Genomic DNA, 26,581 nt, shown 5'->3' with positions numbered 1-26,581 from the left:
TATCTCAAATTTCAAACTAATGTGAGCATGGTAAATTACTGGATAGTCGGCGCTGTGGCAATAGCTTCTGTCTGCTGGGCAGAAATAATACGAGACTTTTATCACGTCGCGTCCCATTATTGGGAACCCCTGCAAAAGCTGCACACTTGGCATCACCGCGTTTTCCGCCCGAATTTGACCCCCGTCAGCGAGACAATTTACAAGCAAGCACACTGGCGTCACGACGTGCCCGAAGCTGCGGCGATGATGGTTTTGGGCTTGTTGCTGTGGGTTGTAGCTTATTTTGGGCTGCCGGAATATCACTGGGGTGCAGCAGCCGGTTGTATTTATACTTTAGGCTTTTTGTTGAGCGCGATCGCCCGCGCGATCGGCATCAAAGGCGCAGACGAATTAACCGACATCACCCACCAACCGGGAGACTTCCTTACTCCCCCTGGCACGTGGTTAGTTAATAAACCTTATCACTGGCGGCATCACTTCGACAATCAAAATGCTTACTATTGCGGTACTTTCACCTTAATAGATAAACTTATGGGTACAGCACTTTCTCTCAAAGGCAAAACTGTAGCCGTCACCGGTGCATCGGGAACTTTAGGGCGTTTGCTTCTCAAACACCTGCACAAAGCTGGTGCAAAAGTGATCGCCCTCTCCTCTGGAAATGAGGAAATTACTTTAAATTTAGACGGCGAAAGTTTGCCTGTAAAAACCGTAACTTGGCAAGCTGGCCAAGAGGCAGACTTAGCCCTATTGTTAGAAAAAATCGATATTCTCGTCATCAATCACGGGATTAATGTACAGGGAGAAAGAACAGGAGAGGCGATCGCCAACTCATACGAAATTAACACTTTTTCCGCGTGGCGGCTGATGGAACTCTTTTTCTTAACAGTCCGCACTAACGAAAACATCGCTTGCAAAGAAGTCTGGATCAACACTTCAGAAGCAGAAGTAATTCCCGCTGTCAGTCCCCTCTACGAACTCAGCAAGCGCGCCCTAGGAGATTTAGTCACCCTGCGCCGGCTGGATGCGCCCTGCATCGTTCGCAAACTGATTTTAGGGCCGTTTAAAAGCAACTTAAACCCGATCGGCATTATGTCTCCCGACTGGGTAGCGCAGCAAGTTGTCAAACAAGCTAAAGCTGATGTTCGCAATATCATCGTGACAATTAATCCTTTGACTTTTATCATTTTTCCAGTCAAAGAGTTTTTTGTTTCTCTCTACTTCCAAATTTTCAGCCGGAAAGCGATTTCAGAGATTAAAGCAGCGGGGGTTTTGGAAAAATCTAGCGTTAAATCTAAGATTAATTAATCAACAAGAAACCCGGTTTTTTAGATAAACCGGGTTTCTAACTTGGGATGTAATACCAAACTCGGCTTTAATACCCCTTTGAGTCTTTTGTCCCTCTTTGCGGAGACCAAAGTTTGTGTAGGATCGGTTTTAACCGTTGAGTCTTATCTAATTACTAACCTCAGCCATTTCAATCACGCGGCCATCGTAATCCTTTACCAAAAAATTCAGCGGCTTTTCCCGGCGAATTTTATAACTAATGCCGCGAGTTTGTACCCTCATCAATAGCTGATCCAAACAATCGCGATCGAAACAAACATGACGTTCGCGATTTTTTTCCCCTACACCGGCGCCGCTAATAATGTGCAACTGCGTATTTTTCATCAACTGATACCACAAACCCTCGGGACTCCCCATTGTTTGAGAGGTCGTTGCCCTCCCGACATTCGGCGACAAATACAGCGGATCAATACCAGTTGTACCCAAAGTTTGCTCGTAATTGTAGTAGTAGTGCAGCGGCACTTCTGCTACGGGCAGGTTTAGCATACCTTCATAGAACTCCCTCGCTTGTCCGAGATCCGATACCATCACCGTGTGTACCTTCGGAGCACTGGTGAGAAACATCCACATCGCCCCCGCATAGGCGGCCAGCAACATTACCATAATCCCTTGAGTCGAAAACAAGCTGTCCAGGGGCAAAGACGGCAAAAAAGAGCTCAAGTACAAAGGCCGAATTCCAAAAGCAATAAAACTAACTGCTAGAGTCATGAATTATAAGAAAGGGTAAACAACGAAATTTATCAAGATTGCAGTCGCGATCGCCCGCGAGACTTAAACTATTAGCTTAGCCATCTATGTTAGCAAAAACTAGCGGTTAGGCCCTACCCGATGAAAGTCTTTGTATACGGCACTCTCAAACCGGGGGAGTCCAACTACCTCCGCTACTGCGAAGGAAAAGTTGTGGATGCTTGCCCCGCGATCGCCCGCGGTCAACTTTTTGCCCTGCCGATCGGCTATCCTGCGATGATGGCCGGAGATGGCACAGTCTGCGGTTTTCTCCTCTGTTTCGCAAACTCGGCTATTTTGGACGATTTAGACCGACTGGAAGACTACGATCCGCTGCGGGAACCGACACAAAACGAATATCAGCGGGAAGAAATCGAAATCTTCGATCGACACCTCAAACCTTTAGGGACGGCTTGGGCTTACTTCATGTTACCCGATCGCGTTCGTTCCCTAGGAGGCATCTGGCTGCCCGACGGCAGTTGGGAAAATCGGTTTTTTACCAAATAAGGTGGTTAATGCCGATGAGCTTACTAAATAGCCATTGTAGTGGGCGAAGGCGGCTCAAACCTGTAACCGTAACCCCGAATAGTTTTAATAAACTGCGATCCACTAGCATCAACTTCAATCATTTTCTTGCGAATCTGACCGATATGTACGCTAACAACTTTCTCTTCTCCTGTGTCGTTGCAGTTCCATCCCCAGATTTTTTCGATTAGCTGTTGGCGACTCCAAGATTGACCGGAATGACTTGCCAAAAAATACAATATCTTAAATTCCAAGGCTGTTAACTTGATAATGCGATCGTTGAGTGTTGCTTCCCGACGTGCTGAATCGATCGCGAATTGATCGAATACAATACGTGATGAAGTGACAGGCCTCATCCGTCTCAACACAACTTCTATACGAATTGCCAACTCCGCCAAACCAAAGGGTTTGCAGATATAATCATCAGCACCGGCGGACAGGACTTTAAGTTTATCAGCTTCGTCCGTGCGGCTGCTTAGCATGATCACAAAAACATTAGTACGGCGCTGCATTTCCTGGCAGAGGTGATAACCTGTAGTATCTGGCAAATTCCAATCTAGAACTACTAGAAGTGGCTTTAATTTCTCAAACAATGTTAAAGCCGTCTCGCCATCTGCTGCCGAATCTACTTGATATTTCTGAGTTAAAAAACGATGAACTAGCGTGCGGATGGATGGGTCATCATCCACAACTAGAATCTTGGGAGTAGTATCAGTAATCATCACAAAAAAGTTTCTTTCTATTGTCAATTTAAAGCTGGCAATTACAGAACAGCTTTAGTCCAGCATAAACCCCAGCTCGCTCCAAATAACTGGTAATTCTTCAATCAACTTAGCTTGGAGGTCGAAAGGCTCTCCCATATCCCAAATTTTGACTTCTAGGTGTTCGCTAAATACGGTTATTTCAAGGTTGATCGGAGTTTCAAATGGCAGATTTTTGTGGGCGTGGCGAACAGCATTTGTAAACCCTTCGATCGTAGCAAGTTTGCACTGCTGCAAAACTGCTTCGGGAATTGGTAGATACTCTAAAAACTGCTCAACCCACCATAAAACTTGTGTAACACTCTTGAGGTCAGTATTTAGTTGCAAGTGGATTGTTTTAATTCGCTGATTATAACTCCGATAAAAGTTTCGATTTTGTCCTGCTTTAAATCCAAAATTCAAGCGGTTGAAAAAGCCAACTGCTCGCTGCAAATTACCAGATTGATTCGTCTGCTGGGGTGGTATTATACCGGGATGAAAATATTTCACAATTAACAGACAGTTTCGATGGTCGCCAGTGCGTGTATAGCTTAGCTTATCAGCAATTTTGCTAATAAGTTTTATGCCTATTCCACGGGAGGGTATTTCATTTAAATTGTTGCTCATGTTGCTATCCTTTCTCATCATTTAATACGGAAATTTTAGAGACACAAGAGAGTGGCATTCTGAAGAATTAATTTTGCATGATTTATGCCTGACTTTTCCCCTATGCCGTGCAGTTGGTGTCAGGATCATTTTCTCTTTGTTGCTGGGGTCTTGACAAACTCAGTTTGCGATCGCTAAACTGATCGAAAACAGACATTGACAATTAGAGAAGTAAATTATATAATGACGACCCTCAAAGCCTCTGAGGAGGGATTAGTAAAAATTAGGCAAGCTAGAAGAGAAATGGGCTCGACGATAGAAGACCCCAGATGGTTAGTAGAAGCTAGTCAAACATTAGAACCCGATCGAACTTGGACAGAAGCCGGGCCCTATGCCGATGGCCTCTCCCTGCCAACTTGGAGGCGTTTTTTAGGAGGAAGAGAACCCATTAAGGCTAATGCTTTCAAGGCTTTCTGCACGGTTTTGCAGTTGAATTGGGAAGAAATTGTCGATCGTCCTTCTTTAGCCCCCCCTTACCAAGGGGGGGTTGGGGGGGTTAGAGATTTTTGCCAACAGCATATTGATTCGGTAGTGGAAGAGATACGGCAAAAATGCCACAGCAAAATCCAACAGCTTTACAGCAAAATGCAACTGTTGGATATTGCCCAGCCCGTTGATGTCAGCAAGCTCTACGTTGAAGTCAACATTTTGGAGGAAATTACCAGTTGGCAGCCGGGAGAAATTCGCGATTTACTCAGAGGCTTCAACCCAGATGCGGATAACTTTAACCGCTTAGGATTAGGTAAAGTGCGCCAGAAACGAGTACCAGGATTGGATGCGGTGAAATCTCACTCTAAACTGATGGTACTCGGCAAACCTGGTTCCGGTAAAACTACCTTTTTGAAACACATTGCCATTCAGTGCGATCGCGCAAAATTTGAAGCCAACAAAATACCGATTTTTATCTCTCTGAAAACCTTTGCTGAAATCGCTAATCTTGACTTATTAGAATATATCAGCGACGAATTTGCCAGTTACGGAGTTGAGGCGCGATCGCAAACTGAATCTGTACTTAGTCAAGGCAGATGTTTGATTTTATTGGACGGCTTAGATGAAGTGCCAGAATCAGATAGCGATGCAGTCGTCAGACAGATTCGTCAGTTTGTCCAAAAGTATTACAGCAATCAGTTTATTATTACCTGTCGAATTGCCGCTGCTAAGTACCGATTTCACGACGAAGCTTTTACCTGTGTGGAGGTAGCCGATTTTAATTGCGAGCAAATCGCTGCCTTTGCTAAAAATTGGTTTGTGGCTTTTTCCCAGAATATGGAGGCAGGGAAAGCTTTAGCATCTCAATTTGTAGAGAAGCTGAAACTGCAAAAAAATCAGCAAATCAGAGAACTGGCAGTAACGCCAATTTTGCTTAATCTGACTTGTTTAGTATTCCAAGCCAAAGCAGATTTTCCATCCAACCGAGCCAAGTTGTATGAGGAAGGAATGGAAATTATGCTCAGAAAATGGGATGAAACTAGAGGCATTCAACGGGATGAAGTTTATCGCGATTTGAATTTGTGCCGCAAGAAACATTTACTTGCTTTTGTAGCAGCTATTACTTTTGAGCGGGGCGATTATTTTTTTGAAAAAAACACAGTTCAGCAATTGATTGCCGACTATCTGGCTAACTTACCCGATGGCACAAGTAACCCCGTTAAGTTCGAGAGCGATAGTGAGGTTGTGCTGAAAGCGATCGAGGCACAACATGGGTTATTAGTGGAGAGGGCAAGGGGGATTTATTCGTTTTCTCATCTAACATTTCAAGAGTATTTTACTGCCAAAGCAATTGTTGACAATTATGAGGCACACTCTTTACAAAAAATGGTCATTCACATCACCAATAAGCGCTGGCGAGAAGTCTTTTTCCTGGCGGTTGAGATGTTGCCAAAAGCTGATGATTTATTGCGGTTAATGAAACAGCAAGTTGATGTACTCGTCGCTGATGATGAGCAGTTACAGCAATTCCTCATGTGGGTAAACCAAAAATCCATTTCTGTTGATTTTCCGTACAAACCTGCGGCAGTGAGATTCTTTTACTTTTCTCTTCTCCCATCCCTTGAGCTTGCTCTTAATCGTAACCCTGAACGTTTCCTTGACCCAGCCCTTTACCTTGCAGTTAAACATACCTTTGACCCTGCTGTTGAATTTACCCTGGACCTTGTTCTTGACCTTGCCATTTTGCCTGTACTCGACGGTGCTATTGACCCTGCCCTTAGTCTTGCCCACGACATTCTTCTTGTTCCTCTTGTGGAGCCTGAACTGATGCAAGCACTGCAAAAACTTAAGAAACAACTACCTCGATACCCAGGTCACAAGAAAATATTTAGAGAATGGTGGCACGCTAACGGACAAGTTTGGACTAAGGAATTAAGACAAATCATAATTTCCTATCGAAATATAGGTCACGATTGGCAATTTAGCGAACAGCAGAATTCATTGCTGAGGAAGTATTACGATGCTAATAAATTGCTGGTACATTGCCTCAATAGCGGTTGTAATGTATCTCCTGCTGTGCGGCAGGAAATTGAGGATACATTGCTGTTGCCGATCGCCAATATTCAAAAAACCAGTGACAAGTGCGATCGAGTTTAATTGATCGCCCTCGCCCTCCCCTTCGCCTTTACACGGAGAGAGCCACTGGAAATGATATAATGGCTAAAAGTTATTAGAAGTAAAGCGTATGAACATTACTCTAAAACCTGACCATAATAAATTCATTGAAGCCCAAGTCAAAAGTGGCAAGTATTCTTCGGTGGATGAGGTAATTGCTGCGGCCTTGGAACTACTCGCAGACAGAAGCGATCGGCAACAGAGCGATCGTTATCAAGAATGGGTCGATGAAACTCGTCCAAAAGTAGCGGCCGGACTAGCTCAGCTTGAACGCGGCGAAGGAATTGATGGGGAGATAGTTATAGCTAGATTGCGGGAAAAATTTCGCAAAATGCGGGAAAATCAACAATGAGCCGCTACATTATTTCCCCTGAAGCCAGTCGCGATCTCAATGAAATTACCGATTACTTTGCAACTAGGAATATAGATGCAGGTGAACAATTTGTTGAAGACTTTGATAAAAAGTGTCGTAATTTAGTTAAGTTCCCCAATATAGGGCGCAGTTACTAAGAACTAGCTCCTTCTGTGCGGGGAATTCCTATCAGGGGTTACATAATTCTTTATCGGGCACTGGACAACTTAATTGAAATTGTTCGGATCGTGAGGGGAGAACGGGATTTACCTTCTCTATTTTCTGATGAGGACGAGTGAAATTGCTGGTAGATTGCCTCAATAGCGGTTGTAATGTATCTCCTGCTGTGCGACAGGAAATTGAGGAGAAATTGCTGTTGCCGATCGCAAATATCCAAAAAACCCGTGACAAGTGCGATCGCCCGCTCTAATTCCACTCGCTACCTAGTAGGATATTAAGATGCGATCGCCCCACAATTAGTCATTCAAAGCCAGGAAAGTGTCAAAGGATCTATCCACCTTGAAAAACTGGGAAAAACGGCAAAAGCCCCCTTTTTTAGGGAGCTTAGCAACTTCCGTTATTGCTCAAAACAGAAATTCTACTGCGCCTTTGGCAATAACTTTTGAGGGGTTGCTACACCAACTTTGGGAATATCCATGATCGGTGCATTCACCCCAAGCATCAAATCGTTGGGATTAACAATCTCCACCAGAGGCTCGTTTAAAGCCATAATCAAACCGTCTGATTCAGCAGGAACGGGCGATCGAGCAAACTGGGGAGCAAACAATTGGCGATCGCCACCAACACCAGACACCACCGCAATCAACAAAGCTGCGATCGCACTTCCACCCAAAATCCAAGTTTGTTTCGGCTTGCGTTCCACCCGCTGCAAAACCTTCGTCGCCAACTCCTCGGCAGATTGTTCTGCAGCAGGCACCGGCATTGCCTGAAAACTCTGCTGCATCATCAGCAGTCGCGAGTACAAACGCTTCGTAGTGGGGTCATTTGTCAGCCACTCCTCAACTTGCCGACGTTCTGTCGCCGTCACTTCACCGTCGAGGTAGGCACTTAGCAATTCAAAGCGATCGCGCATCATAGTAGTTACATTGCCCTGGGCATAAGTGTTGTTAGCTTGAGTTTCCGTGAGTGAATCCCCGATACCTTGCTTATTCTGATTTTTATCCGATTCAAAGTTATAATTCATATTTCACATCACTTGCTCAAATTGGCGAAGCACCCGATCGCTATTAGGATAATTTACTGCTTATTTATATTGTAAAATAGAAGTTTTGATGTCACAGCAAAATTCATCAAATCTTCTTGATCGGCGTCGGAAATTACTTTTGCTAATTACCATCGAGATATTTTTGCAATTCCAACTGCAATCTTTGGCGAGCTCTAGCAATTCTCGACTTGACAGTTCCCAGAGAAACTCCCGTCATTTCGGCTATTTCCTCATAGGCTAAACCTTCTATTTCTCTCAAAACAATGGTCGTGCGGAATACTTCCGGCAAATCGGCGATCGCCACCCGCAACTGGTCGTAAAATTCTCTAGTCGTCAAATCTTCATCAGGCCCCGGACTGTCGGCCGGAATTTCCCAATCAATCTCCCCATCTTCCAGAGCACGGGGTACGTCCAGCGACAGCGGAGTTCGCACCCGCTTGCGCTTCCGCAACTCATCGTAAAACAAATTAGTGGCGATGCGGCTCAGCCAGCCCCGAAATTTAACAGGCTCTTGCAAGCGGTTAATATTGCGGTAGACCCGAATCCACACTTCCTGAGCCAAGTCTGCTCGGTCTTGCCAGTCAGGGGCCAAGTGATAGAGTACCCTGTCTACGTGGGACTGATACCGCTTCAACAGTTCTGAAAAGGCAGTGCTCTCAGGTCGATTTCCTTCCTGACAACGCAATACCAAGTCATAATTAGAGAGTTTTTCGGCTGGCAATTGCACTCTTTGAACGGTCGCCACAACCGCAGACCAGGACAGGGAAATAAAGTCGCTCATCGGTGGAATTGGCTCATCGAACATTCCACATTTGTTGACGTTAGCAGATCCCGATGGGTTCCCGCACTCGCAAACTACGATCGGCTTGAGTCATCAGACAGTCAATGACTGCTTACTAATGCCCAACAACCTCGCACGCTCCTATACTAACCCAACTGCTAGAACCGTCTGCCCAATGTTCCTTTTTCCAAATCGGTACATTGTGTTTGAGCGTATCTATGGCGTACTGGCAAGCTGCAAAGGCTGAGTCCCGGTGGGGACAGCCAACAGCCACCAGTACGCTGATTTCGCCCACCTGCAAGTGTCCGACGCGGTGGTGAATAGCGACCCGATTAACATCGGCCCACTGGCGGCGGATTTCAGTAGCAATTTGCTGGAATACTCGCACGGCCATCGGTTCGTAGGCTTGATATTCTAGGGAAACTACAGCTTGACCGTCAGTTTGGTTGCGGACTGTACCGCTCATCATTACCACGGCTCCGTTCGCGGGGTCATCTGCCAAAGCGTATATTTCCTCTAAAGACAACGGCGCTAAGGTAATGGCGAAGCTGTCTGATTCATGGCGTTGAGGAATTGTGCCGATCGAAAGTGCAGCGAAGGAGTTCATTGCTAAAGAAGAGGTGCTGGATAAGTTAATTGATCTTGACACAAATCAAGTCGCGATCAATCTTGCATCCTTGTCCGGGAAACGGGGTGGTTAGTCTTGAGCCAAATCTCGTAGCACGGGCCCTGGCCCGACGCCATCGCCCCGAACTTCTGCACCAGTGCGATCGGCTACACTATGACTGACCCCAAGCAAATTAAGATTGTGCTTGAAGACGAGCCGGATGCTTGTTCGATCGAATTAACTGCCGATATTGCTGTAGCAATTCAATCAATAAGCACCAAAATAAGTAGTGTCCTTCGCAACTCAGTACAAGCAATCCCCAACCCCAATCGATAACTTCGTTCCCTTTGGAATGACACAGTTAAGTTTAATTCCGCCCGGAGTTCTGATCCGCGTCGGCAAAATTTTTAGCAGTCGATGTAAACTTTATTTATTTTTTTGTTCCGGAAAGCTACATCAATGACATGATATACCTGTGCAAGGTTCAGGAACATTAGCCAATACTCGGCAAAAGCAAGACCTTAACGCCCTTTTGTGGCTTTTATGAAACATAAGTTAATAATTTGGGCTGTTAATTGAGGTTTTGACCTGAGTCTGCACCAAGAAAGGTTAACAACAATCACGAGGAAACTATGGAAGCACTAGCATTGAGCCACTCTTTTGTTGCTTATGAATCTCCAGAGTCCGAACTCCAAGTCAAGTCGTTAGACCAACTGGGCTTGAAAATTCCTAATTCTGCATGGATAGGCGTTGCAGGTATGGCAGTAGCCCTATCTGTTCTGAGTGTCGGTGGCGAAGCCCAAGCCGCAGGTTGCTACAAACGCTGTGGCCATCGCGCCCATCACAGCCATCACAGCTACGCCAAAGTTGTCACGAATGGCAGCCGACTGAATATCCGCCACCGTCCCAATGGCTGTTCTCATGTAATCGGCAAGTTATATTATGGAGACCACGTAAAATTGACCGGTCGTTACAAAAACGGCTGGGCCCAACTCAAAGGTGGTGGCTGGGTGTCTACTTCCTGGATCTCCTAACTCTTAACTAGAGCACTTTACATTTCTAGAAAGAGTTTTAATCGTTACTCGGTCTGACCGGGTAACGATTATTGTAAAGAGGCGATCCTGAAAATCATGGAATATCCAAAATTCATGACTAACAACTAACAGCCTAAACTTTACCCCCGCCGATTAGATAAAGTAATGCCATCCGCACCGCCACGCCGCTGGTAACTTGCTGAGAAATCAGGCTAAACTGGGCATCGTCCATCAAATCCGAACTAATTTCCACGCCACGATTAACTGGGCCCGGGTGCAACACCTTCACATCCGGCTTGCAGAGTTTCAGCCGATCGCGCGTAATCCCGTACAAAGAATGGTACTCTCGTAAACTAGGCAGCAAATGGTCGCTCATCCGTTCCTTTTGCAGCCGCAAAGTCATCACAAAATCAGCATCCGCCAAAGCAGGTTCAAGCTGCCAATGCAAAAATAACTTACCTTCCCTACCATCGCCACACTCAGCAAACAAAAGCGGTAGCAAAGTTGGCGGCCCGGCCAAATGAACCTCTGCCCCAGAAGCCGTTAGACTCCAAATATTAGACCTAGCCACCCGCGAATGCAAGATATCGCCCACCACAGCAATTTTTTTGCCCGCTAAAAGTTCCAGCCGCGGACGTTCGGTATCTAACAGAGCACAAATAGTAAATAAGTCTAGCAAACCTTGCGATGGGTGTTCGTGCTGGCCGTCTCCTGCATTGAGAACGCTGACTCTTGACCCCAAGCGATCCATTTCCGAAGCAATCGTGTTGGGAACTCCAGCTTGTTCGTGCCGGATTACCATCAAATCCGTTCCCATCGCCAGATAAGTCTTAGCCGTATCCAGAATAGTCTCCCCCTTCGTCAGAGAAGAACTTCCCGGGGTAAAATTTAGCGTATCCGCTGACAGCCGCTTCGCCGCCAACTCAAAACTATTGCGAGTCCGGGTAGAAGGTTCAAAAAACAAATTCGCGACCACTTGACCCTGCAGGGCCGGCACTTTCTTCGTGCGGCGGCCGAGCACCTCCCGAAAACTGGCTGCTGTTTGCAGCACCGTATCGTATTCGTCCGAGGTAAAATCAGCCAGAGTGAGAATGTGTCGCCTTGTCCAAGTCATACAATTTTAGATTTGAGATTTGAGATTTTAGATTGACTCAATCAGGACGGACGATGGGTTTGGAACTTGCTTGTACGCCCGCCCTGCTGTCGCCTTTGAATGTTCGATAGACATTTAGGGGTGGCGATCAACAGTATCCAACAAATTTTGATCGCTTTTGCGGTGAGTAGAGTTATAATCAGTTTATCTAGCTCAGACCCCACTCTCACAGCGAACCCAGCGTCGAAGGTGAAACAGGTGTGGTTTACCCGCAGGAAAGCGGAAATTACGCTGTAGCAGCCAAAGCGCAGTAGTTGGAGTTTCTCCTACGCAAACTCAGCCTTGTCAAGAACAAGCCGAACGCAGCCCTTGCATCTACCACTATGTGGAAACAACGATGTGGAAACAATCGAGGCGGCCAACCTCCCACTGTCGATCAACAGCATATAGCGGGACATTTTAACTACCAGCCGGGAAGTCCCTCGGTATATTTAGAGGGGATTAATCTGAGCGCTGCGCGAAGTACCCCGAATAAATTACCGCAGGGATTTCCAGAAGCGTCGGGTGTAGGTACGGAAACCGACAATTATTTCTGTATACCCATTGATAATCTGGAAATACTCTGGTACTGTATTAGTCAGTGGGGGTGGAACTACCTCACTATAAAAAGCCTTTGCAAAAAAGGAAATACGAAGCCTGCGTACTAAGGGTACTCCGTTGAACGCCTGGTTTGTTCACAGATGATTAATTCTTTGAAGTCGGTCTTGACTCTTCAGTCCTGCTTATAGGCCCTTGTCAAAACGAACTCTGTTAAGCTACAAGTTGAATATGTAGCTTCCCGACAAAAATCTACACGTATCTTGGCGAAACTGCGGTAAAAAGTGAGAGCTGGGAAGTGGTAATTACACAAAATTTAAACAATTCAAGAGGTATTATGAGCCAGCAGGTTATACAGCCGATGGTTAAGTTCCAGCGTCAGGTGCATTCTCTCGTCACGTCTGACATTATCAAGCCGACAGACAGTATTTGGAAAATTGCTCTGCTTTACGGCGACGAATGGCCGTACTGGAAACAGCAATTGCTAGAGTTTGATTTTTCTATGCAAGACCCCGTGAGCGAGTTGATAGCTGTAGAAGCTTGGGACGAAGAATAACAGAGGAGACGGAGGACTGGGGTGTCGGAGAGAAATTTCGAGGCGATCGGGTAAATTTTCTTTCATAAATTTCCGTTGCTAAATTCTTCCCTCTTCCCTCTTCCCTTTGCCCTCTTCCTAATAAATTCTGACTTTTGGCTTTTGAGTTTTGACTTCTGACTTCTATTAAAGGGAAGCTGCTAAAGCTCGAGCTAATTGTTGAGCAGTTTGAAAGCGATCCCCAGGCTTAGCTGCCGTGGTTCGCAAAATGGTGTCCCGCAGCTTGGGGGCGATCGTCGGAATATTTTCGAGCTTAAACCCGTAACCTCCAGCTATTTTCACGTAAAAGTTTTGAGGGCTTTGGGCCGTCAGCAAAAAAATTAAAGTAGGCCCAATAGCATATAAATCCGACTGAGGGAGAGGCTGTCCCCGGTCTTGTTCTGGTGCGGTGTAGCCTTCAACGCCGATGCGAGTGCCCGGAGGAGTGCCGATTTCTTTAACTGCACCAAAATCCAGCACTGTAATGCGATTGTCGCGGTGGCGCACCAGCAAATTAGCAGGTTTAATATCCCGGTGGACGATCGGGGGTTTTTGAGAGTGAATGTAGTCCAAAATATCACAGGTTTGGATCATCCACTCTATTGCTTGTTGGGGAGCAACAGGCCCGCGATTGTAGATGCGTTTTTCTAAATCCTCGCCGTGGAGCATTTCCATCACCAAGTATTTTTTGCCCCCTTCCACAAAAAAGTCAAAAAACTGAGGAATTCCCGGATGGTGGAGGGCCTTGAGAGTTTTAGCTTCACGTTCAAATAGTTCTTGAGCTTTGACTATTTGAGCCATGTCAGCATTCATTTCCTTGAGGACTACCAGAGAAGCTGCGGGGGAACTTCCGGGTTGTTGAGCTTTCGCTTTATCTCGATCCCAGGCTAAAGTCGTTGTCCCCATACCGCCTTGGCCCAAAGTTCGCAGCACTTGGTAGTGACGCACCGTGCGATCGACTTTAATCGGTTCGCCGCAGTGGATGCAGAATAAATTCCCCGGCGGGTTTCCCGCGTGGGTACACCTTGGTACCGCGAGATTGACGGTGGGGTTCGCCTCAATTTTGCCACCCAGTTCAATAGTAATAGCTTGGAAATGCAGAATTGGGCCGCCCCGCGCCAACTGGATCAGGGCACCGTCGGATATCCAACCCTGAGACATGAGAATACCGTTCACCAAAGTGCCATTTGTCCCGGAATTGACTAAGTACCACTGGCTGGATCTCCCGCTATTAACTCTTTGCAATTCCAGATGCTGCCGCGACACTAGAGCATTGGGGATCACAACGTGATTTTCTGGAGAGCGGCCGATGCGAATAATGGATTCGCTCTCGAAACTCCACTGTTGCAGGGGGGTCTGTTTTTCTGGATCTAAAAGAGTCAGCAGCATTTTCGATTGATGTGGTTGAACTCCCTGATGTGGCAGTGAGAGTTGGCGGGAATTTACAGATTAGGGGCGTAGGGCTTTGAAAAATTAGAAATTAAAAATTAATTATGAGCTTCACACGTTAGTTTCAGGAAAACTTTATAATATCCTGATTATGATTAAAGATTTCATAAACAATAAGTAATCAATAGTTTTTGGGGAACAATTATTCGTAAAATTTCTGAGGAGTCGATCGCTCCTTAAAACACAGTCGATCGATTTAACAATTGCCACAACAAAAATAAGGTAAACAATCGCTAAACTTTTACGTAAATTTGATGTAGCAGCAGATTGTGATGTCAGCTCCACATATATATGTAGAGCGGACACTTCCCACCTATGCCCACCTTGCCACGATAGCGATCGAGTATAAAACAGATTTCGCATTAGCCAGCCTGCAGACTCACTTCATTTTAGTTGATTTTTTTTTCATTAGACTAACTATTTTTGTAAGTGAAAGCTCTTTCAACTATGATGAATCCACTTACTATCAAGCAACTTTTTCCGGTAGATTCCCTGAACATAGTCTCAAAATTCAAGCTACGGATAAATGGTTGGTACTCCACCGCTTGTCTGCAATAGTATGGGTCTGTAATCAGTTTTTGCTCACTCAAACCGAAGCTGTTTTAACACCGGATACCTAAGAACAGAGCGAGCAGTAAAGCCTTGCCTGGAAACGGCAGAAGCTGTTTTTTTTTTCTGCAACAATTGCAGGTTTAACCCAGGCAGTCACGGGGGAAAGGCGCCACCTTTGGAAAAGTTGGCAGCATCCAAATTCTAAAATCGAAATGCGCCTACCTGCGCCCGAATGATAATTGCCGTGATATTGTCGTGACCGTTGCGTTTGTTGCCGAGTTCAATCAACTGGGCAACTCCCTGGTCGAGATCAGCTTGGGGGTTGAAAAGAGGTTCGAGAGTGTTCTGCCAGTGAGTTTCCAACAAATCATTATCTGTCAAACCGTCGGAGGCCAAAATTAATAAGGTATCTTCGCACAAGTCTAAAAACTGCACGTCAGGCTTGAGAAAATTACTGTCTCGCGGGCCGATGGCTTGAGTTAGTTGATAGGCGTCGGGACGGGCATAAGCAGTTTCCGGGTCAACTCCGCGCTTTATTTCGCGCTGGCCTACTTCGTGGTCTGAGGTGATTTTTTCTAGGGTTTGTCCCTTTCTCAGTCGGTAGAGGCGGCTGTCGCCGACGTGGGCAACGGCGAAGTGGGTGTCTTGAACTAAGACTGCGACTAGAGTTGTACCCATGCGGGCGCTGCCGGAGCGTCCGTCCTTTTGATTGATTTCAAAGATGGCTTTGTTGGCTAGCAGGACTCCCTCGCGGATGGTGTCTGCCGGAGGTAGTTGATTTTCCCAACAGGTTTGAAAGAATTCTCTGAGGGTTTCAGCGGCTAGTTGGCTGGCTACTTCTCCGCTGTCGTGTCCGCCCATGCCGTCGCAGAGAATGTAAAGCCCTTTGGTTTGAAAGATGCGACCGAAGGAGCTTTCGAGTTTGTTGAGCTGAGTCCAGATGCTGAAGAAGTCTTCGTTGTGGTCGCGCGTGCGACCAACATCGGTGAGGCCTGCATCTTCTAAGCTGTAAATCTGGAGTGGCATGGGCTGGGTTAAGACCTCGCCAACCTCGGGGGGCGACTCGTCGGGGCTGCGGTAATGCCTGCGTGTCGGGGTTGAGCTTGGTGAAGGTGCGGGTTGGAGTTCGAGGGGAACTGTTTCTAGGCGCGATCGCAATTCTTCGATTGTGTTAATCTCGCCTCTGTACATTTGTTGCAGCAGTTCGAGCAAGCCCCCAAACTGAGTGCGATGATCGGACTGGCTAAATATTACCTGCCACAGTTGCCCCAAATCTACCAGTTGCAGGTTTGAGCCGGCGGGTTCGGGATAGAGGTATTGCAGTCGCAAAGAAGCCAAGGAGAAGGAAGAGTCGGGGTTGACTCGCAAATTTGTCAGTTCCAACAAGCTTTGCCGACAGCGCCAGGGTTCTAGGGCAGCCCACAGTTCTGTCATTTCGTGCAGCCAGTATAAAATTTGCTGGGTGGAAGTTTCGGGTTGAATCCAGCGTTCTACCAGCAGCGGCCATTGGGAGCAGTCTTCTAGCAGCAGCACTGCCTGTTCGTTGTCTGACCAGCTATCGTGAATGACTGGCAGGTTTTGAGAGAATTGCCACCGGAGTGCCAGATAAGGTTCAGCTATGCCTTGGCAGAGCTCTGCTAAGGCGGGATTGGTTGAATTTTCTCCGCGTTTTATTGCTGCGCTATATGGGGATGTTCGTCTGGCGACGCTGGCAGAGTTGGCTGCTAGCATGGCTTTGAGGGGTGACATTTCTAGTGGCTGACAGTCTAATACTGTTACTTCTACTGTGTCTGAGCGCTTTCTCGGCGGCACGGTTTCTAGGAGTTGGTAGCGCTGCTGAGCGTCTAAATAAGCTCCGGCTGGCTGGGAAGGGACTAAATATTCTGAATTGGGGATGGGGAATTCTGGAGATGGAGGGGAGGTGTCAGCTATGTTTGGGCTGTCGGGGTTTTCGGTTGCTTCCTGGATTGGTTGAGGCTGTGGTGCGGTTGTAAAATGCTGCTCAGATGGGGTTATTTCGCGCTCTGGTGCTGTAGTAGAGCTTTTTTCTGTTGTTTGAAAGGATGCTGGTGCGATCGCCCCCACGGCTACCACAGGGTCAATTTCGGGGCTGCTGAATTCGGCGACTTCGGTCAGTGGAGAAGTTGGTTCTACGGCTATTGGGGGTGCGTCTGTGGTTATTTCTGTTTGAATGCTGTCTGTGATTGGTTCAGCAGAGTTTTGGGGCGATGCGGTTTCTGGAACGATGTCTGGTGTTTGGGGAAACTCGGCTGGGGGTAGGGTGGACTCGTCTGGTTCGACTGCTGGAAAATTCGATCGACCGCAGATAATGGCCCGCCACACTTGACCTGTTGCGACGCCGCAATTCTGACATAATGCGGCGCTAAAAGCGACTTGGGCACCGCATTCGTGGCAAGGTTTGTAAATTAGGGAATTTCCGCACTGTTGACAAAACTTGTTTGGATTGGGATTTTCAAATTGGCAGCGGGGACAGAGAAGCATAGGGGTTTTAAATTGGAGATGGGCGATCGAGTTTGGCGGTGGGGAGTTTTGGGTTTTGGCCTGTGAGTTAGGAGTTATGAGTTTTGGGCCTGACTCGCAACGGATAACCCCCATTGCCCTATGCCTTATTTTATCGGGATGAATTCAGAAGTAAGATATTTCTTAGAACTGAGATGTTGCATCCGTGTCAGGAATATGCCTCTTCAGCCCAATCGACAAAAATTTCTCTCGCTTCAGGGGCCCAAAAGCCAGCCCCACCGGTGGTAACAGCGTGCGTACCCCATAACAAAAGTTATCTGATGAGTGGAACGGGCTCTCCGGCCCGTTCTTGATAATGGTGCAATATCTCAGTTAGAACTCATATATTGCACCATTCTCAATTACTTGTTTAGGAACAGGCTTTTCGGCCTGTTCCACAAGAAAATTCATTCTTTGTGGAACGGGCTCTCCGGCTCGTTCTTGAGAATGGTGCAATATCTCAGTTAGAAGGGAATTGCTGTAGAATCTTCTTGGAAAACGGTTTCTCGGGCGATCGACACAATGGTGGAAAGAGGTACTTCACAGAAATATTTCCGCCGGAATTGTTCTTCGGAAACTGCTGCTAGGAATTGCGCTGCAAAACGGGCGGCTATGGGGGAATTTGGCACCGAGGATTGGATGGATTGACTATCTAATAAGGGTTTGGGGATTTGATGGGGCGCGTCTTGCTGCTGTGTGGTTTCGGGTTGTCTGGCGATGTGGAAAGCTCGATCGCGATAATTGATTTTGAAACCGAGATATGTTAGGGTTTTGAACCCTAGTTGCAGGGAGGTGTCGCTGATGCCGAGTTTCTGGCGGAGTTGTTGTCGGGTGACGGGTTTGTTGGTGCGGCTGAGGTATTTGGCGATGCCGATTAGCTGTTGGCAGATTTGCTGTGGGGGTACGAGTGGGGGTAATGTGTAGGCGATCGCGAGTTTTTTCTGAGTATGCTGTGCTTGCCGAAACCAGATCCGCAGTTCGTCCCAGCTTGCGGGGCATTCTTTGAGGACGATCGAGTTTTCGCGATCGACATTTTCGGAATTGTAAACTAGATTGTCGATCGGCACTGGAGATTCTAAGTTTGTGCTGGCTGCTAACAACTCTTCATCATTATTTCTATTGCGCCAGTCTACAATCCAATCTATTTTAGTGGGCGAATTGATTTGGTTTTCTTCCGTGCGTTCCCGCACTGCTACCAGGCGCACTTCATACCGCGATTTGTAAGTATTAAAATCGAGTTCAACGGTGACATCGCAGCGGCCTTGGGGAACTTCGTTTTGATTGTGTCCCCACCAAATGCCGGGAAATCCCATATCGCTAGATTCATCCCTAATTGTAAATTCTGTTTTGATATATTCTACTTTTTGCCCTTTCAAATCCTTGATTTTTTGATTCCAGAGATTTTCAAACCAGCAGTTTTCAATCAGCAATTTTGGTGCGGGATTTCCCATCCCGCACGGTTCGAGCAATTTTAGTTCTTGAAATAAGTCTTTGCCTAATTCGGAGACAGTAATTTTCAGGTCTGCTTGAACTGGGGCGGCTGTTAAACTATCTGTGCTGTATTGTTGCCGCAGTTGCTGATTTACCGCATCGGTAAATAGGGGGATATTTTCAACGGGGAGACTCAATCCGGCGGCGAAGGGATGACCGCCAAATCTGTGCAATAAATGCGCTTGGTCTTTGACTAATTGGTAAAGGTCAATTTGATTGGCGGAACGGGCGGAGCCCCTGGCAATTTTGGATGGGGAAAGTGTTGGTGATTCTGAATCTAATAAGGAGGTAAATTGGATTTCCGGGGAATTTTCGTTAATTTGTTCGCTTCCTTCTGTACTGAATAAAATTACGGGGCGGCCGTATTCTTGGGCGATTTGTCCTGCTACTAATCCTAATACTCCTACGGGCCATTGGGGGTCGCTGAGGACGATGACGCTAGTAGTTGAAAGGTCGAGTTTGGCTAATTTGTTGGCGGCATCTTTGGCAACATCTTTTTGTAAAGATTTGCGCCGGGAGTTGGCAATTTCGGTTAAATTTGCTAGTTCTTCGCAGCGTTTTTTGTCGCGGCTGGTGAGGAGTTCTACGCAGAAGCTGGCGTCGCCTTGAATGCGGCTGACGGCGTTGATTCGGGGGCCGAGGCCGAAGGAAATGTCGGTTGGGCGATCGCCCGATCTTTTGCACAGTTCGAGCAATTTGGCAACTCCTGGGCGGGTGGGATTTGTGAGTTGTTTTTGCAGTTGTTCGATTCCGAGTTGTGCTAGGTAGCGGCAGTCTCCTGTGAGTTGGACTAAATCGGCAATTAAGCCGATCGCCACTAATTCTAATAAATCTGCGATCGGGCGCTGCGGAATATCTGGTAATGTGTGATATAATGCTTCAATTAATTTGTAAGCTACTCCCACTCCTGAAAGGTTAAATAGTTGGTGGTTTGGGGGAAAGTAGCGGGGATTGATAATGGCTGTAGCTGGCGGGCGATCGTCAGGTAATGTATGATGGTCGGTGATAATTGTATCTATGTTTAAGCTAGTCGCATATTCGATTTCAGCGATGTTTGTACTGCCGGTATCGCAGGTAATAATTAAGCTAATTCCCGATTTTGCTAAGGCGTCTATTCCTGGGATATTGAGTCCGTGAGATTCGGTTAAGCGGTTGGGAATGTAATAAGTTAGTTGGTCATTTTGAGCAAAAAATTCTCCCAGTCCGTCCCAAAGTACGGAAGTTGAGGTAATGCCGTCGGCGTCGAAATCTCCCCAAATTGCTACTTTTTCGCCGCTGTTTCGTGCTTGCTGGATTCTTTCTATCGCCCAGTTCATTTCTAGTCCGAATTCAAAGGGACTTGCTGGTTGGTAAAGTTGGGGATTTAAGAAACCGGGTATTTGTTCGGGGTTGTGAATTCCTCTGTACCAGAGAAGTGTGGCGGCATAGTTTCCGGGGAGTTCTGGTGCGTGGTTTCTGACAGCTTGAATCAGCCAATCTGGGGTTTGGGATAGGGGTTGATTTTGCCAGTTTTGAAGTAGTTCTGTCATAAGTTATTTCATTAATTCCTGTAGGGGCGGGTTCACCAACAATCTTTCATTCACATCCACAATATCTATAAACCCGCCCCCACCGGGCGACTAATAGTTGCATAGTACAAGATTTGAATTAAATAAATATTTCATCGATTATAGCAAGATTTGGCAGCCAATCAGTAGGAGTTTCTGCGAGAAGATCGGGTGAGGTAATTTTTGTGTCTGTTGTGCGATTGCAGCGAGTGGCAAATTGACAGGAATCGCAAAGATTGGAACTAATTTCTACTTGGGGTAAGAATTCGCCGCCTTCGGTATAGCGCTGTCGCCAGTCGGTTAGCTGCTGCAATAGATGAGTTAAATCTTGTTTTGTGCGATCGTGTTCTGTTTGGTTGTAATAAAATGTGAGTTTTTGGGGCGGTTCTTCTCCTTGCAATTGTACAAACCAGTATGTCATGGAAACTTGTTCGGGGGAATAGTCGCTGGTTTCTACTAAGACATATAAATAGAGGCGAGTTTGCCAACTTTCAGCTATCCATTTTGATTTTTGAGGGCGGGGATAGGTTTTCCAGTCGAGAATTTGGGCGGCGTTTGGTTCTGCTATTAGCAAGTCATAGATAACGGTGAATAGGTAGTCTTGGAAAATTAGGGTGCGGGGGTGTTCGGCTTGGCGGAAAACTCGATCGCTATTTTCAGAATTGGCGAAAAGTTCGGGTGCGGTGTTGATAAATGCTGCCACACAGCGTCCCAGTTCGGGGTCTTGTTGGATGATAAATTCAATGGGAAGTCCGAGTTCTCGTTGCTGCATTAATAGGTGAAAGTGGCTTCCCCATGTGAGTTTTTCTTTGTGTTCTGGGGAGGCGGTGGTGGCGAGTAGTTCGAGGTAGCTGTGTTGGAATTTGCGGGGGCATTCTTCGAGGATTTTGAGTTGGGTTTGGGATAGTCGGAGCATTTTTATTTAGGGATATTCATATTGTTTGTTGCTGCTGCTTGTAGTTAGAATCTTCGTCGCAGTCAATAGTACCGAACAATTCCAATACTTTCAGTTGTTTTCTCATTGCAGTTTTAACAGCAGGATGAATCAAGTCTTCAGGAATTTGATTGCGCTCAATATAAGTATTTATTTCTTCCTGGTTATCCAAATAAAAGCTCAGCGCGTCAAAAATTTGAGCTAATTTCAGGTGAGGTAAGTGCATGGGGATTTCTTCAGGAGTAATACCCAAACGCCACAATTCCACGATCGCCCGAACGGAAGTCCTTGTTCCTGTGATAATTGGTTCGCTTTGCAAGATTTCAGGGTGACGTGCTACATAACGCGAAACAGATTGTACATTCATGGCAGATTAACAGGGCAGATATATTTTTATTATATGTTATGATTGAGGCTATAAGTGTGTAAAAAATTAAGAGCGATTCCCTACGCGATTAGCTACGCTTCACGCACTTTTCGCCAACCTCTCTACAACTTCGCAACTTGTTGAGCAAACCACATCGCAGCCGTCCCATTTCCCTCACCCAAAAGTTTTAAAGTATCAGACAGCAAAGCAATGGGCAATCCCTCAAGCGCACCGGAAATTTCGCATTCCTGATATTTCCCGTTTTCCTGCAAGCGAAATGCCAAAACTCTCTCGCCCTTAATATCTACTACCCAATATTCAGGAATTCCCAAAGCAGCATATAACCGCTTTTTTTCATCTAAATCGCTGGCCAAAGTAGTATCGGCTATCTCCCCGACTAAATCGGGAACTCGCGACTGATTCAGATTAATTCGGCGGGGTTCCCCTTTTTGCCATTGGTGGAAATCTCCGCCGATGTATAAAACTTTATCTGGTGCACCAGCTCCCACTTTAGGTTTCTCAATTACACAACCGCTGAGAGAATCAAAAGTTTGTCCTATTTTGGTAGTAAACCACACGAAAAATATGATAGTAAACAGATCGTTAAATCTGGCGTGCTGAGGCCCTTCATTACCCATGTCTATCCAAAGATATCCTTCATAAAAAAATATTCTGGCTTCCTCCAAAGATTGATCTTCGCAGGAGGCTACATAATCTTCCCATGTCGCGGCTTGCCATTGGGGAATTTCGCCCACTTGAGACACGATGAATTTGGCAGTTGTAGAAGTCATGATTTAAAAGCAAATTGAGGATATTTTTATCCTAACTTAAGTCGCTATTTATAGCCGAAGGAAGAAGGAAGGCACTACACTGATACACGGATGAATTATCGAGTCTGAGTCATTCTTAAGAAGCAGGAAAATACAAGAAAGATCGACTTGCAGTCAGACGAAGGGGCGGGCACGGGGGCACCGCCCCTACAAATGGCGATCGCAATCCTTGTGCTTATCGCATTGCTGTGGGCGCCACCATTGGTACTTCTAAGTCTGGTTGCAAGTCAAAGACTACGACAAGCGTTGCTTGAGGCATGAGTTGACGCAGACACAGCAAGTGCCCGTCAGCATCCGATCGACTGCGAAATCGCCCCACAATCGCCCGCTGCATACTGGGCATGAGTTTGGCGATCGCCCAAGGGTAAAGGCGTTTTTGGTACGCGATCGCCCGAGGATTCGCTGCGAATCCCTGTTGATAAACGTTTTGTGACATAATCGTGTTGTATTCGTAAGGAGTACACAAAAGGCGTTAGTAAGTTTCTTGGCGGGAATGTACTAACGCCTTTTCCATTAAAATTCAAGCACATATCACAAGAATTGTCAATTGTCAATTCTTAACGCTAAGTTTTAACGGTTATCGTATCTGAAGCTTTTATCGGCTATGGATTTGAGGGTTTTAGTAAGTGTTGAATTGTTTGCAGAAGTGATATATTTTTGATTTTTAACCGCAGATAAACGCGGATGAAAGAAAGATAAATTGAGGATTATTTAAGGGCGATCGCATTTTAGATTATTTCCCAACCTATGCTAAGTTTAAATTCTTAAATAACTCGCCGTCGGACTCAGCGGCAACAGCACGAGTGTTTGTTTCTGCAAATCTAATTCAATTCCTAATGCTTCTAACGGGATGACGCCCAATAACGGATCGGCTCCTGCGGGCAGTTCTATGCACTCAAAAGTCGCGTCTCTTCCCATTAATGAAATTTTTGCATCTTCAAAAATGCGTGCCGTACCGATGCCTGTTGCCGTTGCTACAGGCACTGTTTTCAGGAGTTTTAAACCGAGTTGGGCGATCGCATCCTGCGGCAGGCATAAAGTAGTCGCCCCAGTATCTACCAACACATTTTTGATTGTAATAGAACGTACTCGATCGGCAGGAATCGCGCCATCTTCAAGGCGAATTTGATCGGCATGATTCGTGATTGTCAGCGTTGTGGTAATTTTGCCCATTGTTTTTTTGATTGTTGATGTCATAATTCTCTCCCTCTCGGTATCATTTTAGACTGATTGCAACTTTAAAGTAAAAGAGCGATCGCACTTAATCACACATCACAAAATCACTCTTTTGTCAAGACAAAAACGCTGTCTTTATTTCCCCGTCCAATCCGCAAATCTTTATCCAAATAAGTAATATCCAGCCATCCCTGCTGTTCGCCAGTATCCAGCCCGAAATCTACAGCAGCGAACTTTTTCCCCGACTCAATCTCATCGATAAACTTCCCCGGAGATTCATAGCCAATCAACCTGCTTAAACCTACTATAGACCGCTCAAACTTCACCTGCACTCGCCGTTCGGAAGTTGGCTCAAATCTTGCTGCTACACTGACAATTCCTTCCAAATAAGGCAAGCCGTAAAGTTCGCCAATGTTGTAAATTTTAGATTCTTTGACCCGGATAGATTGATAAATTTGACCCAATTTCACCAAGGGAAAACTGTCAAGATTCAGCAGTTCGCGGCTGGTGGTGTACAATAACCGCCAATCACCATTTAAAAGCTCTGCGGCTTCGACAGGGCGTGGTGTGGGGTTGTAATCTTCCAATTGGGCGATCGCGCTTAAAATCGCTTGTTTGTCGCTAGCCGTAGCCAGCAAACCGCGATTTTTACCAGCAATTATCTCTAAGAGTGCAGATTTTCTAAGCATGATTTTTTAATAAGGAAGGCACGACACGGATTTTGACACGAATACACGGATTAATTATCGAAGGTGAGGCAAAAGTCAGACCGCTCTTTTCTTCTGTCTCAAGCGAGAGGGAGGAAATTTTGTGTAGTAGCGATTTTAATCGCCGAGTCCGCAGAGTATTAACAACTAATCACTAAGATACCAAATTTCACCAGATAGAGCAGAGTCCGATACAGGTAAGCTAATTCTTGCTCGTTTTTAACGTAGCGTCGGATAACTTCCCCCACACTGATCGCACTTTCCTGCTTAATTGTGTCCAATATCTCCATCTGAATGCTAACAGATCTTCTCCTATCCTCACCAAAACTGGTAAACCTAATTGTCTGTACCTGCTTTAAAAGTTCTGGTGTGGCGATCGCACCCAGACTCAACATCATCTCCTTGCTTAAACTTCTAGTCGCATAATTACCCAATACCCGAAACGGATCGTCGCCTAGGGGATAAGGCGGCTTCCCGGCTTTTAAAGGTGCTGACTCCGGTGCCGCAAGGCGAATTTCTGCTAATTCCCGCCACAATTGTTCGTAAGCAGCAATTACTACTTTCCAATCATAAATTTCCCTCGCCCTTTGTCTCGCATTTTCCCCCATCCGCTTTCTCAATTCGGGGTTTTCAATTAATTGGCACAACGCCAGGGTGCAAGCATCAATGTCAACTGCTGTGGCGAGGGAAGTGTGACCCATGTAAGTCGGCCAATTTAAGCTGCCGTCGAGATAATTTAGGGCTAAATCTAAACAAGATTCCGGGGGCGGGATGAGTGTGGGAATGCGGAAGCCGTCTATTTCGTGGCGTACAGATTCTTTGTATCCGTTCCAGTCGGAGACTATGGCCGGCAGTCCGTTCGCCATAGCTTCAATTGGTGTCAGCCCGAAGGATTCTTGAATGTTGTCGGACAGCGAAATGAAAATGTCGGCCGCCGACCAAATATTTATTCTAATTTCCGCCTGTCTCCCATCTAAAAAAATAGCATTCACCGAGGGACAAAATATTTGTGCGCTATTTTTAAAGTCGGGTTCTTCTCTCGGATCTTCTATCCAACCGGCTTGAATTAAGTGGATTTTGGCTTTTGTCTGTTGTGCGGCCCGTTCTAGGGCGATGTACATGGGTACCGGATGAGCTTTTGCAGAAAAAGTCAATCGACCGACAAATAACACAACAATATCTTCGGGAGAAATGCCGAGTTCTTGTCGCAGTTGGTGGCGACTATTAACTGCTTCCACACCCTGCGGAAACGCGCTGCAATCCACTCCTAGAGGAATAACGGGGAATTTGACCAAAATTTCCGGTTTACCGCCGTTCCGCTGGGCTAAATATTCAGACCACTCCGTCATAACTCCTTCTACTGCTGTTTTCACGGCGGCAGATGTGCAGATCAGGGCGTCCCAAGGCTGCATGGGTGCGGTGATCAAATCGCCGATCGCCTCCATGATGTATTGTGTACCGATCGTGTGAGTAACGCCGCAAACGCTGTAGGCCCGCTGATCGACAAATCTGCGCGCCCAAACCATCTGCGACAGAACCGGATCGGGTCGGTAAATTGTGCCCGGTTGAGATAGCAAATCCGGTCGTTCCATGGGAATCCAACGAACTTTCCGAGGTTTTTGCAGCCAAGGTTGGATGTGGGAACAAAACTCTTTAAAGGTTGTTTCGCTATCGGCGCAACAGTAGAGAGAGTCGGCGGTTCCGTGTTGGACTAAGCTTTTGAGAAACCCTTCTCCGGCTGAATGACGCCCCAGAAGTTTTTTGCCTCCGGTGTGGTAGCCCTCTTTGTTATATAAAACCGCTGCCGTTGTATCCATTCTGAGATTTATTGCTTGAGAGTTGACTGAAGAAGCCAGAGGGCATTCGGGCTCAGGCTTTGATGAAAATCCAGGAGACTGTTGTGAATCAACCCCTTGCCGTTAGGGAGGCTTACACAATAGGATCGCCGCGTGTCCCGCGATATCTTAAAGACGATCGTCTTAGAGTACAATGCTTACGGCTAAAGAAGGATTGGCAAGAGCGGATTTTAGTGCTATCCTCATGCCCATGCTTGGGGGCGATCGCCTTTTGGGTCTCCCATCTTATCCGATCCGGAACCAAACAGTGCCTGTGGTATAATGCTTTAGCCTTGCTAAATGCC

The 26,581-nt window shown here is 46.3% G+C and carries 27 protein-coding genes; 10 read left to right on the top strand and 17 right to left on the bottom strand.

The annotated features are described in order from the left end of the window. Positions 1-27: 27 nt before the first annotated feature. Entirely contained in the window at positions 28-1,305 is a 1,278-nt protein-coding gene (locus QUA43_RS08680; RefSeq protein ID WP_333372819.1) for a bifunctional sterol desaturase/short chain dehydrogenase, read from the top strand. 147 nt (positions 1,306-1,452) lie between these two features. On the opposite strand, the gene QUA43_RS08675 is transcribed toward QUA43_RS08680, so the two are convergent. Beyond that, positions 1,453-2,052: a glyoxalase-like domain protein gene (locus QUA43_RS08675; protein ID WP_333372817.1), complete on the bottom strand. Its 600-nt coding sequence runs from the start codon at positions 2,050-2,052 to the stop codon at positions 1,453-1,455. 120 nt (positions 2,053-2,172) lie between these two features. Here QUA43_RS08675 and QUA43_RS08670 point away from each other — a divergent pair, with 120 nt between their 5' ends. Continuing rightward, the gene (locus QUA43_RS08670) at positions 2,173-2,577 is read left to right on the top strand and encodes a gamma-glutamylcyclotransferase (protein WP_333372814.1); all 405 of its coding nucleotides are present in this window, start codon (positions 2,173-2,175) and stop codon (positions 2,575-2,577) included. 23 nt (positions 2,578-2,600) lie between these two features. On the opposite strand, the gene QUA43_RS08665 is transcribed toward QUA43_RS08670, so the two are convergent. After that, entirely contained in the window at positions 2,601-3,317 is a 717-nt protein-coding gene (locus QUA43_RS08665) for a response regulator transcription factor (protein ID WP_333372812.1), read from the bottom strand. A gap of 54 nt (positions 3,318-3,371) precedes the next feature. Further along, the gene (locus tag QUA43_RS08660) at positions 3,372-3,962 is read right to left on the bottom strand and encodes an ATP-binding protein (RefSeq protein ID WP_333372809.1); all 591 of its coding nucleotides are present in this window, start codon (positions 3,960-3,962) and stop codon (positions 3,372-3,374) included. A 222-nt stretch (positions 3,963-4,184) separates the two neighbouring features. On the opposite strand from QUA43_RS08660, the gene QUA43_RS08655 reads away from it, so the two are divergent. The 4 genes from QUA43_RS08655 to QUA43_RS08640 all read left to right on the top strand — a co-directional run bounded on the left by QUA43_RS08655 (position 4,185) and on the right by QUA43_RS08640 (position 7,387). Then, positions 4,185-6,587, top strand: coding sequence for an NACHT domain-containing NTPase (locus QUA43_RS08655; RefSeq protein WP_333372807.1), 2,403 nt, complete (start codon positions 4,185-4,187; stop codon positions 6,585-6,587). Positions 6,588-6,675: 88 nt separating this feature from the next. Further along, a complete protein-coding gene (locus tag QUA43_RS08650) occupies positions 6,676-6,957 on the top strand; it encodes a type II toxin-antitoxin system ParD family antitoxin (protein ID WP_333055324.1) in 282 nt (93 codons plus the stop codon). Then, positions 6,954-7,115 (top strand): type II toxin-antitoxin system RelE/ParE family toxin, encoded by a 162-nt coding sequence (locus QUA43_RS08645; protein WP_333372805.1) that lies wholly within the window; start codon positions 6,954-6,956, stop codon positions 7,113-7,115. Before QUA43_RS08650 ends, QUA43_RS08645 begins: the two co-directional genes overlap by 4 nt. A 137-nt stretch (positions 7,116-7,252) precedes the next feature. Then, positions 7,253-7,387, top strand: coding sequence for an NACHT C-terminal helical domain 2-containing protein (locus tag QUA43_RS08640; RefSeq protein WP_333372802.1), 135 nt, complete (start codon positions 7,253-7,255; stop codon positions 7,385-7,387). Positions 7,388-7,555: 168 nt separating this feature from the next. Here the strand turns inward: QUA43_RS08640 and QUA43_RS08635 are convergent, their stop codons facing one another. The 3 genes from QUA43_RS08635 to QUA43_RS08625 form a co-directional block, all read right to left on the bottom strand. Further along, the gene (locus QUA43_RS08635) at positions 7,556-8,161 is read right to left on the bottom strand and encodes a zf-HC2 domain-containing protein (RefSeq protein ID WP_333372799.1); all 606 of its coding nucleotides are present in this window, start codon (positions 8,159-8,161) and stop codon (positions 7,556-7,558) included. 142 nt (positions 8,162-8,303) lie between these two features. Beyond that, positions 8,304-8,963 (bottom strand): sigma-70 family RNA polymerase sigma factor, encoded by a 660-nt coding sequence (locus tag QUA43_RS08630; protein ID WP_333372927.1) that lies wholly within the window; start codon positions 8,961-8,963, stop codon positions 8,304-8,306. Positions 8,964-9,078: 115 nt separating this feature from the next. Then, positions 9,079-9,570 carry a molybdenum cofactor biosynthesis protein MoaE gene (locus QUA43_RS08625; RefSeq protein ID WP_333372924.1) on the bottom strand — a complete coding sequence of 164 codons (492 nt, stop codon included), beginning with the start codon at positions 9,568-9,570 and terminating at the stop codon, positions 9,079-9,081. Positions 9,571-9,744: 174 nt separating this feature from the next. On the opposite strand from QUA43_RS08625, the gene QUA43_RS08620 reads away from it, so the two are divergent. Further along, positions 9,745-9,906 (top strand): hypothetical protein, encoded by a 162-nt coding sequence (locus QUA43_RS08620; protein WP_333372796.1) that lies wholly within the window; start codon positions 9,745-9,747, stop codon positions 9,904-9,906. A gap of 296 nt (positions 9,907-10,202) precedes the next feature. Beyond that, positions 10,203-10,604, top strand: a complete 402-nt coding sequence (locus QUA43_RS08615) for an SH3 domain-containing protein (protein WP_333372793.1) — start codon at positions 10,203-10,205, stop codon at positions 10,602-10,604. Positions 10,605-10,737: 133 nt separating this feature from the next. Here QUA43_RS08615 and QUA43_RS08610 read toward each other — a convergent pair whose 3' ends face one another. Next, on the bottom strand, positions 10,738-11,718 hold the full coding sequence (locus tag QUA43_RS08610) for an aspartate carbamoyltransferase catalytic subunit (RefSeq protein ID WP_333372790.1): 981 nt from the start codon (positions 11,716-11,718) through the stop codon (positions 10,738-10,740). A 913-nt stretch (positions 11,719-12,631) separates the two neighbouring features. Between QUA43_RS08610 and QUA43_RS08605 the strand changes: the two genes are divergently transcribed. Then, the gene (locus QUA43_RS08605) at positions 12,632-12,850 is read left to right on the top strand and encodes a DUF4327 family protein (RefSeq protein ID WP_006631282.1); all 219 of its coding nucleotides are present in this window, start codon (positions 12,632-12,634) and stop codon (positions 12,848-12,850) included. A gap of 165 nt (positions 12,851-13,015) precedes the next feature. Here QUA43_RS08605 and QUA43_RS08600 read toward each other — a convergent pair whose 3' ends face one another. Beyond that, complete coding sequence (locus QUA43_RS08600) at positions 13,016-14,257, bottom strand: protein kinase domain-containing protein (protein WP_333372787.1); 1,242 nt, start codon at positions 14,255-14,257, stop codon at positions 13,016-13,018. Positions 14,258-14,589: 332 nt separating this feature from the next. Here QUA43_RS08600 and QUA43_RS08595 point away from each other — a divergent pair, with 332 nt between their 5' ends. Then, positions 14,590-14,937 (top strand): hypothetical protein, encoded by a 348-nt coding sequence (locus QUA43_RS08595; protein WP_333372785.1) that lies wholly within the window; start codon positions 14,590-14,592, stop codon positions 14,935-14,937. A gap of 133 nt (positions 14,938-15,070) precedes the next feature. Here QUA43_RS08595 and QUA43_RS08590 read toward each other — a convergent pair whose 3' ends face one another. The 9 genes from QUA43_RS08590 to QUA43_RS08550 all read right to left on the bottom strand — a co-directional run bounded on the left by QUA43_RS08590 (position 15,071) and on the right by QUA43_RS08550 (position 26,258). Beyond that, the gene (locus QUA43_RS08590; protein WP_333372782.1) at positions 15,071-17,371 is read right to left on the bottom strand and encodes a serine/threonine phosphatase; all 2,301 of its coding nucleotides are present in this window, start codon (positions 17,369-17,371) and stop codon (positions 15,071-15,073) included. A gap of 482 nt (positions 17,372-17,853) precedes the next feature. Then, positions 17,854-20,409 (bottom strand): DHH family phosphoesterase, encoded by a 2,556-nt coding sequence (locus QUA43_RS08585; protein ID WP_333372779.1) that lies wholly within the window; start codon positions 20,407-20,409, stop codon positions 17,854-17,856. Positions 20,410-20,527: 118 nt separating this feature from the next. After that, positions 20,528-21,343: a PD-(D/E)XK nuclease family protein gene (locus QUA43_RS08580; RefSeq protein WP_333372777.1), complete on the bottom strand. Its 816-nt coding sequence runs from the start codon at positions 21,341-21,343 to the stop codon at positions 20,528-20,530. Between the two features lie 16 nt (positions 21,344-21,359). Then, positions 21,360-21,728: a DUF433 domain-containing protein gene (locus QUA43_RS08575; protein WP_445301955.1), complete on the bottom strand. Its 369-nt coding sequence runs from the start codon at positions 21,726-21,728 to the stop codon at positions 21,360-21,362. 122 nt (positions 21,729-21,850) lie between these two features. Next, positions 21,851-22,519, bottom strand: coding sequence for a Uma2 family endonuclease (locus QUA43_RS08570; protein ID WP_333372775.1), 669 nt, complete (start codon positions 22,517-22,519; stop codon positions 21,851-21,853). 214 nt (positions 22,520-22,733) lie between these two features. Then, positions 22,734-22,994: a hypothetical protein gene (locus QUA43_RS08565; protein ID WP_333372772.1), complete on the bottom strand. Its 261-nt coding sequence runs from the start codon at positions 22,992-22,994 to the stop codon at positions 22,734-22,736. Between the two features lie 320 nt (positions 22,995-23,314). After that, positions 23,315-23,755 carry a retroviral-like aspartic protease family protein gene (locus QUA43_RS08560; RefSeq protein ID WP_333372769.1) on the bottom strand — a complete coding sequence of 147 codons (441 nt, stop codon included), beginning with the start codon at positions 23,753-23,755 and terminating at the stop codon, positions 23,315-23,317. An 83-nt stretch (positions 23,756-23,838) separates the two neighbouring features. Then, positions 23,839-24,423 carry a PAP/fibrillin family protein gene (locus QUA43_RS08555; RefSeq protein ID WP_333372767.1) on the bottom strand — a complete coding sequence of 195 codons (585 nt, stop codon included), beginning with the start codon at positions 24,421-24,423 and terminating at the stop codon, positions 23,839-23,841. 158 nt (positions 24,424-24,581) lie between these two features. After that, positions 24,582-26,258 (bottom strand): glycosyltransferase family 4 protein, encoded by a 1,677-nt coding sequence (locus tag QUA43_RS08550; protein ID WP_333372765.1) that lies wholly within the window; start codon positions 26,256-26,258, stop codon positions 24,582-24,584. Positions 26,259-26,581 lie beyond the last annotated feature (323 nt).

The sequence above is a fragment of the Microcoleus sp. N9_B4 genome (genome assembly GCF_036701635.1).
In the GTDB taxonomy this organism is placed as follows: Bacteria; Cyanobacteriota; Cyanobacteriia; order Cyanobacteriales; family Microcoleaceae; genus Microcoleus.
The sequence above is the reverse complement of the archived record's forward strand: the minus strand, read 5'-3'. Positions and strand labels throughout refer to the sequence as shown.